General features: G+C 71.5%; 11 protein-coding genes. 6 read left to right on the forward strand and 5 right to left on the reverse strand.

Features of this window, described 5'->3' with window-relative positions:
• Positions 1-18 precede the first annotated feature (18 nt).
• Complete coding sequence (locus ACFWWQ_RS05300; protein WP_384590414.1) at positions 19-816, reverse strand: VOC family protein; 798 nt, start codon at positions 814-816, stop codon at positions 19-21.
• 250 nt (positions 817-1066) lie between these two features.
• Between ACFWWQ_RS05300 and ACFWWQ_RS05305 the strand changes: the two genes are divergently transcribed.
• Positions 1067-1903 carry a sulfurtransferase gene (locus tag ACFWWQ_RS05305; protein ID WP_384590417.1) on the forward strand — a complete coding sequence of 279 codons (837 nt, stop codon included), beginning with the start codon at positions 1067-1069 and terminating at the stop codon, positions 1901-1903.
• Positions 1904-1980: 77 nt separating this feature from the next.
• Here the strand turns inward: ACFWWQ_RS05305 and sepH are convergent, their stop codons facing one another.
• Positions 1981-3048, reverse strand: a complete 1068-nt coding sequence (sepH, locus tag ACFWWQ_RS05310; protein WP_384590420.1) for a septation protein SepH — start codon at positions 3046-3048, stop codon at positions 1981-1983.
• 501 nt (positions 3049-3549) lie between these two features.
• Between sepH and ACFWWQ_RS05315 the strand changes: the two genes are divergently transcribed.
• Positions 3550-4704, forward strand: coding sequence for a hypothetical protein (locus ACFWWQ_RS05315; protein ID WP_384590423.1), 1155 nt, complete (start codon positions 3550-3552; stop codon positions 4702-4704).
• Between the two features lie 61 nt (positions 4705-4765).
• Here the strand turns inward: ACFWWQ_RS05315 and ACFWWQ_RS05320 are convergent, their stop codons facing one another.
• Both ACFWWQ_RS05320 and ACFWWQ_RS05325 read right to left on the reverse strand, forming a co-directional pair.
• Positions 4766-6106, reverse strand: coding sequence for a D-arabinono-1,4-lactone oxidase (locus ACFWWQ_RS05320; RefSeq protein ID WP_384590426.1), 1341 nt, complete (start codon positions 6104-6106; stop codon positions 4766-4768).
• Positions 6107-6670: 564 nt separating this feature from the next.
• Complete coding sequence (locus tag ACFWWQ_RS05325; RefSeq protein ID WP_384590429.1) at positions 6671-7936, reverse strand: MFS transporter; 1266 nt, start codon at positions 7934-7936, stop codon at positions 6671-6673.
• Positions 7937-8275: 339 nt separating this feature from the next.
• Here ACFWWQ_RS05325 and ACFWWQ_RS05330 point away from each other — a divergent pair, with 339 nt between their 5' ends.
• Entirely contained in the window at positions 8276-9421 is a 1146-nt protein-coding gene (locus tag ACFWWQ_RS05330; RefSeq protein ID WP_384590433.1) for a ferrochelatase, read from the forward strand.
• Positions 9422-9496: 75 nt separating this feature from the next.
• The gene (locus ACFWWQ_RS05335; RefSeq protein WP_384590436.1) at positions 9497-10297 is read left to right on the forward strand and encodes an inositol monophosphatase family protein; all 801 of its coding nucleotides are present in this window, start codon (positions 9497-9499) and stop codon (positions 10295-10297) included.
• Positions 10298-10365: 68 nt separating this feature from the next.
• Here ACFWWQ_RS05335 and ACFWWQ_RS05340 read toward each other — a convergent pair whose 3' ends face one another.
• Positions 10366-10539 carry a hypothetical protein gene (locus ACFWWQ_RS05340; RefSeq protein WP_384590439.1) on the reverse strand — a complete coding sequence of 58 codons (174 nt, stop codon included), beginning with the start codon at positions 10537-10539 and terminating at the stop codon, positions 10366-10368.
• Positions 10540-10840: 301 nt separating this feature from the next.
• On the opposite strand from ACFWWQ_RS05340, the gene ACFWWQ_RS05345 reads away from it, so the two are divergent.
• Together ACFWWQ_RS05345 and ACFWWQ_RS05350 are read left to right on the forward strand one after the other, a co-directional pair.
• A complete protein-coding gene (locus ACFWWQ_RS05345) occupies positions 10841-11494 on the forward strand; it encodes a response regulator transcription factor (protein ID WP_143941515.1) in 654 nt (217 codons plus the stop codon).
• A 4-nt stretch (positions 11495-11498) separates the two neighbouring features.
• Positions 11499-12758, forward strand: coding sequence for a sensor histidine kinase (locus ACFWWQ_RS05350; protein WP_384590442.1), 1260 nt, complete (start codon positions 11499-11501; stop codon positions 12756-12758).
• Positions 12759-13093 lie beyond the last annotated feature (335 nt).

Raw genomic sequence — 13093 nt, forward strand, 5'->3', positions numbered from 1 at the left:
AGTGCGACGGATCACCCGTTACGCATCCGCCCCCGTCCCACCGGGCGCGGGCCGGATGACGGTGAAAGGGGCGCCCCCGGGGTCGGTCACGGTGGCCAGCCGCCCATGGGGCGAGTCGCGCGGCGGCCGCACCACCTGGCCGCCGAGCCCCTCGACCCGCCGGACCGCGGCGTCGGCGTCCGACACGGCGAAGTACGTCATCCACCGCGGGCCCGCCTCACGCGGCAACGCGTTGCCCACCCCGTGGAGACCGGCCACCGGGCGGCCCTTGAGGTACAGCGTCAGATAGTCGAAGTCGGCCGAGACGACCGCCTTGGGCTCGTAGCCGAAGACGTGCTCGTAGAACGGTCCGGCGGAGTGGGTCTCGCGGGTGATCAGCTCGTTCCACACCGGGGTGCCCGGTTCTCCGGCGGTCGCGGTGCCGGCCATCGCGCGGCCCTGCCAGATCCCGAAGACCGCGCCCTGCGGGTCGCAGGCGAGGGCCATCCGCCCGGCGTCGTCGGCGTCCAGCGGCCCCACTCCCACCGTCCCGCCGCAGTACCGGATCCGCTCCGCGGTCGCGTCCGCGTCGTCGCAGGCCAGATAGGTGGTCCAGGCGACGGGCAGTAGGCGGTCGGCCGCGGGCTCCCCGAGCCCGGCCACCTCCCGCCCGTCCAGGACGGCGCGGCAGTACGGCCCCAGGTGCTGCGGCCCCGGACGGAACTCCCAGCCGAACAGCGCACCGTAGAACTCCTGCGTCGCGGCCAGGCGGTGCGTCAGCAGGCTCACCCAGCAGGGCGCACCGGACATCCGCCGGGTCGCTGCCTCGGTCGTCATCGTCACTCACTCCTCGGACCATCACGGTGGCGGCCATGGGACGGGCGCGGAACCCGAGGCAAGATGCTCGCACCAGGCACCCCGTGACAGCCTCCGGCCGCGCCGTGACCGGCGGTTTCGTCCCGGAGAACGCCCGTTTTCGGGGGTGTTACCCCTATACCGTGACTGGAGCGGGCGGCGCCCCCTCCGTCATACGGAGGGTGTGCGTCCGCCTTCCGTACGTAGTCGCCCCTACGCAAGGATGAGTGCCATGAATGACATCATCACCGCTACCGAACTCGCGAGCGAGTCGGCGGGCGCCCATCCGCCCGTCCTCCTGGACGTCCGCTGGCAGCTCCAGGGACCGCACGGCCGCCCCGACTACGAGGCAGGACACCTGCCCGGCGCCGTCTTCATCGACCTCGACGCCGACCTCGCCGGCCCGGCCGGTGACGAGGGCCGCCACCCCCTGCCGGACGTCGCCGTTCTCACCGCCGCCATGCGGCGCGCCGGGGTACGGGGCGACCGCCCCGTCGTCACCTACGACGCCGGGCTGGGCTGGGCCGCCGCGCGGGCATGGTGGCTGCTGCGCTGGGCCGGGCACCGCGAGGTGCGGGTGCTGGACGGCGGGCTGGCGGCCTGGAAGGCGTCCGGCGGGGCCGTGACGACGGAGATCCCGCAGCCGCAGGAGGGCGACTTCACGCCCGAGCCCGGCGGACTGCCGCAGCTGACGGCGGACGAGGCGGCTGCCCTGGCCCGCCGCGGTGTCCTACTGGACGCCCGGTCCGCCGAGCGTTACCGGGGCGAGGCCGTCTCCGTCGACCGCGTCGGCGGTCACATCCCCGGCGCCGTCTCCGCCCCGACGACGGAGAACGTCACCGAGGACCACACCTTCCGCCCGGCCGCCGCGCTGGCCAACCGGTTCGCGGCGCTGGGTGCCAAGGGCGACGCGGAGGTCGGCGTCTACTGCGGTTCGGGCGTCTCCGGCGCCCAGGAGGTGCTGGCGCTGTCCCTCGCGGGCGTCCCGGCCGCGCTGTACATCGGCTCGTGGAGTGGCTGGACCGCCGACCCGTCCCGCCCCGTCGCCACCGGCGCACAGCCCGGCTGAGCCACCTCACAACGATCCGCCCGCCCCATGCGGCACGGGGCGGGCGGATCGCTGTGCGCGGTGGCGCTACTCCTGCTTCACTCCTGCTTCTTGCGCCGGGTGCCGAAGACGATCTCGTCCCAGCTCGGCACGGCGGCACGGCGCCCGGGGCGGACACCGTCGGCCTCGGCCTGCCGGTCGGTGGTCCCGGTCAGCCGGTCACGGTGCCCGGCGACCGCGCGCGGCATCAGCACGTCGGCATACGCGGACCCGGCACCCGCGCTGGCCGCCGGTGCGGCCGGCTCCTCGACCTCGTCGTCCATCGGCTCGTCGACCGGCGTCGTGACGCTGTCCGGTACGACCATGTCGCCACGGAAACTCGGCACTGCCTCCAGCAGGCTGGTCAGCGAATCCCGCTCCCGTTCAGCGGTGGCCTCCTCGGCGACCTGCGATGCGGCCTCCTCCTCGACGGGGGCGACGCGCTCCGCGCGCTCCGTGCGGTCCGGCGTCTGCCGGTCCAGGGCACGGTCCAGCGGCCGGTCACGCGGCAGCCGTGCGATCCGCGGGATGAACGGGAAGCTGGGCTCGGGGGTGTCGTCGGCCTCGCCGATCAGCGCCCGCGCGTCCTCGCCGACAGCCTGGACGAGCCGCCGGGGCGGGTCGTACGTCCACGCCGCGGAGAACGGCTCACCGGCGACGCGGTAGACCAGCAGCACCTCCCAGGTGCCGTCGTCGCGGCGCCAGGAGTCCCACTGCACGCTGTCCTTGTCGGCGCCGCGCAGTGACAGCCGCTCGGCCACCACCTCACCGAGCTGCGGCCCCGCGTTCTCCCCGGGGCGCCGCACGGGCGTCTTACGGGCCCGCTCGGCCATGAAGGCACGCTCGGCGAGCACCGGCCCCTCGAAGCGGCGGACGCGTTCGACGGGGATCCCGGCGAGCTGGGCGACCTCCTCGGCGGACGCACCCGCTCTTATCCGCGCCTGGATGTCCCGCGGCCGCAGGTGGCTCTCGACCTCGATCTCGATCTGGCCCAGGCGTGCGCGGTCGTTGCGGACCGCGGCGCGCAGCCGCTCGTCGATCGGCAGGGTGTACTCGGTGCTGTCCGCAGCTTTGAGCACCAGCCGTGTGCCGTCGTTGGAGACGGCCACGACACGCAGTTCGGGCATGGGGACCTCCCGGGTGGTGCCTGCCGACGTCACGTGCGTCGCTGCTTCCGCTGGTCGAGTGTGGCCTGCCCGGGGTGCAGCCTGCCACAACATTGTCGAGTTGCCCGGCGGATCGGACCGGAGTCCGTAAACGCCGAAGCGAGACGGTTACCTGTTCGCAACGCCGGTGTCCGTATCGCCTGCCCTGGGACCGATCACCCGTGCTGAGCGGCGGCGCTCCAGGGCGGGTGCCACCTGTTGGGCCCCTCTCCCCTGTGAGTCCGGGCAGCCGTACGGAGTCCTGGGGCCAGGGCTCGCCACAGTACTCCATTCGGGCCACTGAAGTGCACCGCCGCGTCGCTGAAGTTGTGGTGCGACAACGGAGTTGAGTCGCCTTGTCGATCTCTCTACCACAACGACAGGTGGCAAGGTTCACAGAATCGCCAGATCCGGAACAATTCCCTTCGCATAAAAGTATCTTTGGTGTGCAAGGTGGATCGAAATGCTGATCAAGGGCTGGAGATGGACGAAGAAACCAAAATCGAACGAAAGGGTAAGGAGAAGCGGATCGATCTGAGCGTTCCTCAGGTCGCGGGCAGTGCTCTCGCGGCAGCCGTCGCCGCTTACCTCGCGGGTCAGCTCGGCGTCTACGGAACGATCATCGGCGCCGGAGTGGTCAGTATCGTGGCCACCACCGGCGGCTCGGTCTTCCAGCATCTGTTCCGGCGTACCGGAGAGCAGATCAAGGAGGCGACGATCGCCACCCGGCCCCGTGACTCCCGCACCCCCCGGAAGGGCGGCCCGGATACCGCGGCCACCACGATGCTGCCGACCTTTGACTGGGACGGGGCGCAGGACGCGGTCACGGCGGCAGCCGTGAAACCCGCCGCCCCGGTGGACGACACCCGCACCCAACTGCTGCCCCGGGCGGACGCACAGCCACCCACCGGGGACGACGCGGCGACCCGTCTGCTCCGCCCCGGAGCGGACATGCCGTCCGACGACGCGACCCGTGCCCTGCGTGCGGGGCGCCCGGCGGGCGTCACGGACCGTACGCAGTTGGTGCCGCGTCTCGACGAGCACACCGTCGCCCTGGGCGTGGCGCGCCCGCACGGAGGGCCCGCCGATGGTGCGGAGACGGCGCGGTTCCCCGGTGACGAGACCGTCACCGCCACGTACGGGACCCGGATGCGTGGCTGGCGTCGGCCGGTCCTCGGTGCGGTCGGCATCTTCGTGCTCGCCATGGGGGTGGTCACCGGCATCGAGCTGATCACGGGGGAGACCCCGAGCGGCAGCTCCGGCACCACGCTCGGCCGCATCACCCACACCAGTAGCAGCCAGCGTGACACGGCTCCCGACGACACCCCGGCGTCGCCCCGTCCGGATCACTCCCACGGCACGGGGCGCGACAACGGCACCCCCACCGGTGCTCCGGACCCCACCGCCGGTCCGGACAGCGGTAGCACGCCGAGCCCGGGTGGCGGTGCGAACGGTGAATCGTCCGCGACCACCCCCGCGCCCACGCCGTCCGACGGTGCCACCTCCTCGTCCGAACCGACCACGCCCGAGCCCACGGGACCGGCCGGGGGCAAGAGCGGCACCGGCGACGCGGGTATCGGTGGCCAGGGCACCGGAGGGAAGACCGCCTCTCAGGATCCTGCCCCGAACCCGTCCTGACGGCATCCACCCGCGGCCGCGGCCGGTACCCCTCCCCGGGGCGCCGGCCGCAGCCGCGTCGTCACTCGCCCAGTACCCGCCGCAGATAGGCATTGCCGAACAGCCGCCCCGGGTCGAGCCGGTCACGCACCGCGATGAACTCACCGAACCGCGGATAGACACCCGACAGATACTCCGCGTCCCGGGTGTGCAGCTTGCCCCAGTGCGGACGGCCGCCGTGGGCCGTCATGATCCGCTCAGTGGCCGCGAAGTACGCACCGTGCGACGTGCCCCGGTACATGTGCACCGCGATGTACACGGTGTCGCGACCGGAGGCAGTCGACAAAGCGATGTCGTCGGCCGGTGCGCACCGCACCTCCACCGGGAACGACACCTTGAAACCCGACCCGTCCACGAGAGCCTTCAGCTCATGCAGTGCGCCGATGGCGGCTGCACGGGGCAGCGCGTACTCCATCTCCACGAACCGCACCCGGCGCGGCGAGGTGAACACCTTGTAGGGGATGTCGGTGTACGTCCGCGCCGACAGGGCACGGCTGGCGAGCTTGGCGACGGCCGGGACGGTCGCCGGGACGGCCCGGCCGAGGGTGCAGGCAGCTTGAAATACGCCGTTGGACAGCAACTCGTCCTCGATCCAGCCGCGGACCTTCCCGGGAGGTGCGGCGGGTCCCTGGCTGCGGTTGTTCCGCTTCGTATTGCAGTTGCCGGTGTGAGGAAACCAGTAGAACTCGAAGTGTTCGTTCTCGGTGGCCAGCTCCTCGAACCGGTCGGTCACCTCGTCGAACGGCATGGGTTCCTCGCGGGCGGTCAGCAGGAACTCCGGCTCCACCGCGAACGTCAGCTCGGTGACGACGCCGAGCGCCCCCAGGCCGAGCCGGGCCGCGGCGAAGACACCCGCGTTCTGCTCGGCCGAGCAACGCAGCACCGACCCGTCGGCGGTGACCAGTTCCAGGGCGGTGATCTGCGCGGCGAGGGAGGCGGACTCGCGGCCGGTACCGTGCGTCCCGGTGGCGGTCGCCCCGGAGACGGTCTGTTCCGTGACGTCGCCCATGTTGGTCAGCGACAGTCCGTGCGCGGCCAGCGTGCGGTTCAGGTGGTGCAGAGGGGTACCGGCCGCCACTGTGACCGTCCCGGCGTCCCGGTCGATGTCGCGCACCCCGCATAGGCGTTCCGGGCGTATCAGCAGCCCGTCGGTGGCGGCGACCGAGGTGAAGGAGTGGCCGGTGCCGACGGCCTTGACGGTCAATCCGTCCTCAGCTGCGGACCGGACGGAGGCCGCCAACTCCTGGCTACTCGCCGGGGCCACGGTGCGAGCGGGCCGGACGGAGACGTTCCCCGCCCAGTTCCGCCACGGCCCTCCGCTGCCGCGTCCTCCCGAGCCGCCGACGGCGTCGCTGACTGCCATGGTGACGTCCCCTCCCTGTGCGGGCGGCCCCTGACAGGGCTGCCGTCGGTCTGAGTTGAGCGCATGATGCCAGCCGTTACTGGCCAGTTCAGGGGAGGTGATGAGAATCACACGGGGGCGGGAGTGGGTGGAAGTCGCCGCCTCTCGGACACGTCGTATCGCCTGACGCTTCATCGGAGTGGCGCGTTGGCCGTACGAGGGGGAGCTTGGCGTGGTGGTGGCTACGTGTCAGTGCAAACTGGTGCGCCCGGGGGTGTCTCGGTAAGCGTGTGTCACGGTCAGTGGTTCATACGCCGAGGGATTGTCGACATCGCGCGAGGGTTGTTGGATGTTGGCTTTTGTCGCTGTCGCTGTCGCTGTCGCTGTCGCGCCCCAGTAGGCATGCGTGCGGCGCGTCGTCCCGGCGAGCCATCGGGTGGATGCCGTGCGCTCGCCAGGTCACCACACTGCACTATCGACAAAGCGACTTACGCGAATGTGACAGTCACCAGTCATCCCGCCCATTCGCGCAGTCACCACCACCTCCTTGCGACACGCGCCCCCGTACCGGCCACTTCACCCCACCTACAGCACCCGCTTCCCATCAGCCCGTTCCTCGCCGCCCGTCGGTCCGCCCTGCTGCACAATCCCGGCAGGTCCAGCCGCCGTGGCCCCGGGGCGGAGGCGGCGGTATCCGAGCAGGGCCACCACGGCGCCGAGGAGTCCCGCCGCGCACGGGACGAGATAGCCGCGTCCCGCGCCCGCGACGTCCACCACCCAGCCGGCGGCGGAGGAGCCGAGTGCGACACCTACCGCGAGGCCGGTGCTCGTCCACGTCATGCCTTCGGTCAGCTTCTCCCGGGGGACATGCTCCTCGATCAGCGCCATCGTCGTCACCATCGTGGGCGCGACCGACAGCCCCGCGACGAACAGTGCGACGGCCAGCAGTGGCAGCGTTCCCGCCAGTTGCAGCGGCACCATGCTCACCGCCATGACGCACACGCCCACCACCCACCGGCGGGATGCGTGCCCCTTCAGGTGCAGCAGCCCGAACACGGCGCCCGCCAGGCAGGAACCCAGCGCGTAGACGGCCAGTACGAGGCTGGCCGCCCCCTTGTGGCCGTCCGCCTCGGCGAAGGCGACGGTCACCACGTCGATCGCGCCGAAGATCGCGCCCGTCGACACGAACGTCACCACCAGCACCTGCAGCCCCGGCGCCCGCAGGGCCGACCCCGCGGCGTGCTCGACACGCGGATGCGGCACCGGCTCCGTGGCGCGCTGCGCCGTCAACCAGAACACTCCCGCCACCAGGAAGACGGCCGCCAGCAGCGGACCCGACTCCGGGAACCAAGCCGTGCACAGCCCGATCGACAGGATGGGGCCGAAGATGAAGCAGCACTCGTCGACGATCGACTCCCACGAGTACGCGGTGTGCAGCTCGCGCGGCGAACCCCGGTAGAGCGCCGCCCACCGTGCCCGCACCATCGCGCCGACGCTCGGCACGCACCCCGCGCACGCCGCGTACACGAACAGCGTCCAGTCGGCCCAGCGCTGCTGTGCGCTGAGCAGCAGACCGGCGACGGCGATCACCGACATCAGCGTCGCGGGGCGCAGCACCCGGCGTTGTCCGTAGCGGTCCACCAACCGGGAGATCTGCGGCCCCAGGAGCGCCGCGGACAGTGCGAGTGTCGCCGACAGTGCCCCGGCGAGGCCGTAGCGGCCGGTCAGCTGCGAAACCATGGTCACCACGCCGATGCCCAGCATCGACAGCGGCATCCGCCCCAGGAGTCCGGCGGCGGAGAAGGACTTGGTGCCGGGCGGGCCGAATATGGCGCGGTAGGGACTGGGCAACGAGGGTGCTCCGCCGGGTGAGGACCGAAGATCGGTAAGGGATGTCTGTGGCCGATACAGCTTACGGGGGACGGAGGAGCGGCCGCCTCCGCATTCCCGGCCCATCCGCCTCGAGCTGCGCGGCCCGCTGCGCCCCCGTTTCCGCCCGGCCCCCGGGGGACTGCGCGACGTCCCCAGCGCGCCGTGACAGCTGCCCCATAGGCCGTGACGGCTGTCCCATAGGGACGGACCGATGCCGTCACCCGTGGGCGCACGGGTGGAGCGCGGCCCCGTGCTGCGCACACGGGGCTGCCGGGGCCTGCCCCGTCGCGTCGTGACGAACGGTGGGAGGATCGAGACATGCCCGAACAGTGCGATCCCCGTCCTTACGACGCCCTGCTGCTGCTCTCCTTCGGCGGCCCCGAAGGCCCCGACGACGTCGTCCCGTTCCTGGAGAACGTCACCCGCGGCCGCGGCATCCCCCGCGAGCGTCTCAAGGAGGTGGGGCAGCACTACTTCCTGTTCGGCGGCGTCAGCCCCATCAACGCTCAGAACCGCAGTCTGCTGGACGCGCTCCGCAAGGATTTCGCCGACCACGGCCTGGATCTCCCCGTCTACTGGGGCAACCGCAACTGGGCGCCCTATCTGACGGACACCCTGCGCGCCATGGTGCGTGACGGTCACCGCCGTATCGCGACCCTCGCCACGAGCGCGTACGCCTCGTACTCGGGCTGCCGCCAGTACCGCGAGAACCTCGCCGACGCGCTGACCACCCTGAAGGCCGAAGGGCTGGCCGTCCCGCAGGTCGACAAGCTCCGGCACTACTTCAACCACCCCGGGTTCGTCCGCCCGATGGCCGACGGCGTGCTCGCCTCCCTCGCGGCGCTCCCCGAGGACGTCCGCGACGGCGCGCACCTCGCGTTCACCACCCACTCCATCCCCGCCGCCGCCGCCGACACTTCGGGCACGCCGGCCGACCACACCACCGACGGGGCGGGCGGCGCGTACGTCGCGCAGCACCTGGACGTGGCCCGGGTGATCGCCGACGCGGTGCGTGAGGAGACCGGTGTCGATCACCCCTGGCACCTCGTCTACCAGTCACGCAGCGGCGCCCCCCACATCCCGTGGCTGGAGCCCGACATCTGCGATCACCTGGAGGAACAGCACCGGCAGGGCGTTCCGGCTGTCGTGATGGCCCCCATCGGGTTCGTCTCCGACCACATGGAGGTCAAGTACGACCTCGACACCGAGGCCGCCGCCAAGGCCGCGGAGCTGGGTCTGCCCGTCGCCCGGTCGGCGACCGTCGGGGCCGCCCCCCGCTTCGCCGCCGCCGTACGCGACCTCCTCCTGGAACGCGCCGCCACCGAACGCGGCCGGGACCCCCGGCGCTGCGCCCTGGGAGCGCTGGGCGCCTCGCACGACCTGTGCCCGGTCGGCTGCTGCCCGGCCCGCACGCCCCGTTCGGCGGCCGCCGGCGCCGACTGGACCGGCCCCGTCGCCCTCTAGCGCGGCGGCTCGCCCCGCAAGGCGCACACGCCGCCATCTGCCGTCCGCCCGCCGCTCGACCGAGCAAGGAGCCCCGTGTCCGACCCGCTGTACGACGAACTTCTCCAGCTGGCCCTTGAGGCCGCCGACCGGGCCGGCCGGCTGCTGCGTGACGGCCGTCCCGCCGACCTCGGTGTGGCCGCCACGAAGACCAGCCCCATCGATGTCGTCACCGAGATGGACATCGCCTCCGAGAAGCTGATCACCGGCTTTCTCACCGAGCACCGGCCGCACGACGGGTTCCTCGGCGAGGAGGGCGCCAGCGTCGCCGGCACCAGCGGCGTGCGCTGGGTCATCGACCCCGTGGACGGGACGGTCAACTACCTCTACGGACTGCCTTCCTGGGCCGTTTCCATCGCCGCGGAAAAGGACGGCGAGGCCGTCGTCGGCGTGGTGGCCGCCCCGATGCGCGGTGAGACCTGTCACGCAGTTCTGGGGGGTGGTGCATTCAACAACGGGGAGCGCGTGAGCCACCGGCCCGCGCCCCCGTTCTCCCAGGCCCTGATCGGTACGGGCTTCGGCTATCTCGCCGAGCGTCGTGCCGCGCAGGCCGAGGTGGTGCGCACGCTGGTGCCGCAGGTCCGCGACATCCGGCGTGGGGGATCGGCCGCCATCGACCTGTGCGATGTGGCGTGCGGCCGCCTCGACGGCTATTACGAGCGCGGGCTGAACCCGTGGGACCTGGCCGCCGGAGTGCTCATCGCCCGCGAGGCCGGGGCACTCACCGGCGGCCGTCCCGGCGAGCCCGCCTCCCACGAGCTGACCGTCGCCGCGTCGCCCGAGGTGTTCGGCGTGCTGCAGCCGCTGCTGGAGGATCTGGGCGCCTGGCACGACTGACGGCGCCACGCCACGACTGCGCCCCGGCACCTGTGCGGTGACCGGGGCGCGGCGGCGTGCGGTGGACGTCAGGCGCGGACCGCGCCGACCTCCACTCCGTACTCGATGGCCAGGCGCTGCAGGTCTTCAAGCTCTGCCTGCTCGACGTCGACGAGGTAGTCGTCGCCCGACGCACGAGCCCGGTCCAGAACGGCTTCGGTGTTCCGTATGCGCTGCAGAATGCCTGCGGTGAACGCGTCCATGGTGCGCCCCCTCGTCGTGGGTCCGGGTTGGCACTGTGTGCCGACGGGTGGGTCGATCACGGCATGATCCCTGCGGAGGGTCGTCAAGAGACGCCTGGCGGGGCGTGATCGCGGGTGTGCAGTCGTCCTCCCCCCACGCCACCTCAGGGAAACCTCAACCCGCCCGCGAATCCGGCGAATCGGGGCCTGCGCGCCCCGCGAGCCCCCCTTACCGCCGGTTTATGGCTCTTCGGGGCAGGATGGAAGGGCTCTGAGACATTGATGTGCCCCGCCTGCGGGGCTTTGCGGAAGGATTTGCGACGTGCGTGTTCTCGTCGTCGAGGACGAGCAACTGCTCGCCGATGCGGTGGCCACCGGACTGCGCCGGGAGGCCATGGCCGTCGACGTGGTCTACGACGGCGCAGCAGCCCTGGAGCGGATCGAGCTGAACGACTACGACGTCGTGGTCCTCGACCGTGACCTGCCGCTCGTGCATGGCGACGACGTCTGCCGCCGCATCGTGGAGCTGGGCATCGCCACCCGCGTCCTGATGCTCACCGCCTCCGGGGACGTCAGCGACCGTGTGGAGGGCCTGGAGATCGGCGCCGACGACTACCTCCCCAAGCCGTTCGCCTTCACCGAGCTGACCGCCCGGGTGCGCGCCCTGGGGCGCCGTACGACCGTCGCCCTGCCGCCCGTCCTGGAACGCGCCGGTATCAAACTCGACCCCAATCGCCGCGAGGTCTTCCGGGATGGCCGGGAGGTGCAGCTCGCGCCCAAGGAGTTCGCGGTCCTGGAGGTGCTGATGCGCAGTGAGGGAACGGTGGTCTCGGCCGAGCAGCTGCTGGAGAAGGCGTGGGACGAGAACACCGACCCGTTCACCAACGTCGTCCGCGTCACGGTCATGACGCTGCGCCGCAAGCTGGGTGAGCCCGCCGTGATCGTCACCGTCCCCGGTTCGGGATACCGGATCTGAGCACATGCCTTCCTTCTCCAAGGGGATGCCCACGTCACCCCCCACCCCGCCCAAGCCGACCTGGGACCCGAAGCCGGTCAACGTCCGGCCCTTCCCCTGGCTGCGCCCGACCATCCGGATACGGCTCACGCTGCTGTACGGCGGCATGTTCCTGATGGCCGGAATCGTGCTGCTGGCGATCATCTACATCCTCGCGGCCGATGCTCTGGGCGCCGGGAACCAGCTGCCGTTCAAGATCATCGACGCGCAGAGTCTGCGGATCTCCAGCAGCACCTGCAGCGGCCTGTCGTCGGTAGCCGACGTCGATCAGCTCAACCGCGCGGTCGGCGACTGCATCCAGCACCAGCGTGCCTTCGCCCTCAACACCCTCCTCAACCGCTCGCTGCTGGCGCTGCTCGGCCTGACGGTCGTCGCGTTCGCTTTCGGGTACGCCATAGCGGGGCGGGTCCTGTCGCCTCTGGGGCGGATCACCCGCACCGCGCAGCGGGTGGCCGGCTCCGATCTGCACCGCCGGATCGAGCTGGGCGGGCCCGACGACGAGCTGAAGGAGCTGGCGGACACCTTCGACGAGATGCTTGACCGCCTTGACCGGGCCTTCGAGTCGCAAAGGCGCTTTGTCGCCAATGCCTCACACGAGCTGCGCACCCCTCTGGCGATCAACCGCACCCTTCTGGAGGTGCAGCTCGCCGACCCGGACGCGTCGCCGGAGCTGACCCAGCTGGGCAAGACGCTGCTGGCCACCAACGAACGCAGTGAGCAGCTCGTCGAGGGACTGCTGCTGCTCGCCCGCAGCGAGAACAAGATTGTCGACAAGAGGCCGGTCGACCTGGCCGAGGTCGCCTCTCAGGCTGTCGACCAGGCCCGCGGCGAGGCGCAGGAGAGGGGCATCGAGTTCCGCGGGGCGCGCCGTCAGGTGTTCGTCCAGGGCAACGGCGTCCTTTTGGAGCGGATCGCGCTCAACCTTGTCCAGAACGCCGTGCGCTACAACGTCCCCGCGGGCGGCTGGGTGGAGGTCACCACCGAGCCGCAACCGGGCTGTGCGGTGCTGGTCGTCTCCAATACGGGCCCGGTGGTCCCCGCCTACGAGGTGGAGAACCTCTTCGAGCCGTTCCGGCGGCTGCGCACCGAGCGGACCGGCAGCGACAAGGGCGTCGGCCTGGGGCTGTCCATCGTGCGTTCGGTGGCCCGCGCCCACGACGGCACCATCACGGCGGAGCCGCGCGAAGGCGGTGGCCTCACGATGCGCGTGGTGCTCCCGCTCTGAGTCGGCCGTCGTCCCGAGGGGCCGGCGGGGCGGCGTGGACGCGCTGTGCGGCCCGCTGGGGCGCGGACGGACGCTTTCGTACGTCAACGGACGTATGCGTGTACGAAAGCCCGCTGGGCGGCCGTACAGCGCCATGCGGGCGATGCGCGGTTTGACGGAACGGGGGCCGGGCGGTCATCCTTCGCCGAGTTCGCTTTGCGCGGAATTCGGACGGCCCTCCCGCCGCCCTTTCCATGTGTGATCGCTCACAGCGGTTGCATTCCGCCCCTCCACCCTCCGTGAGCGAAACGCCCGGCGAAAAGCCGGGAAAATCCGGGTTTCCCGGAGCCTTGATC

This window comes from Streptomyces sp. NPDC059080, from assembly GCF_042739975.1.
Taxonomy (GTDB): domain Bacteria; phylum Actinomycetota; class Actinomycetes; order Streptomycetales; family Streptomycetaceae; genus Streptomyces; species Streptomyces benahoarensis.

Coding starts and splice junctions, on each gene's coding strand:
- sepH (WP_384590420.1), bottom strand. CDS start 3,048: ATGCCCGAACTGCGTGTCGTGGCCGTCTCCAACGACGGCACACGGCTG.
- ACFWWQ_RS05350 (WP_384590442.1), top strand. CDS start 11,499: ATGCCTTCCTTCTCCAAGGGGATGCCCACGTCACCCCCCACCCCGCCC.
- ACFWWQ_RS05300 (WP_384590414.1), bottom strand. CDS start 816: ATGACGACCGAGGCAGCGACCCGGCGGATGTCCGGTGCGCCCTGCTGG.
- ACFWWQ_RS05305 (WP_384590417.1), top strand. CDS start 1,067: ATGAATGACATCATCACCGCTACCGAACTCGCGAGCGAGTCGGCGGGC.
- ACFWWQ_RS05330 (WP_384590433.1), top strand. CDS start 8,276: ATGCCCGAACAGTGCGATCCCCGTCCTTACGACGCCCTGCTGCTGCTC.
- ACFWWQ_RS05320 (WP_384590426.1), bottom strand. CDS start 6,106: ATGGCAGTCAGCGACGCCGTCGGCGGCTCGGGAGGACGCGGCAGCGGA.
- ACFWWQ_RS05340 (WP_384590439.1), bottom strand. CDS start 10,539: ATGGACGCGTTCACCGCAGGCATTCTGCAGCGCATACGGAACACCGAA.
- ACFWWQ_RS05315 (WP_384590423.1), top strand. CDS start 3,550: ATGGACGAAGAAACCAAAATCGAACGAAAGGGTAAGGAGAAGCGGATC.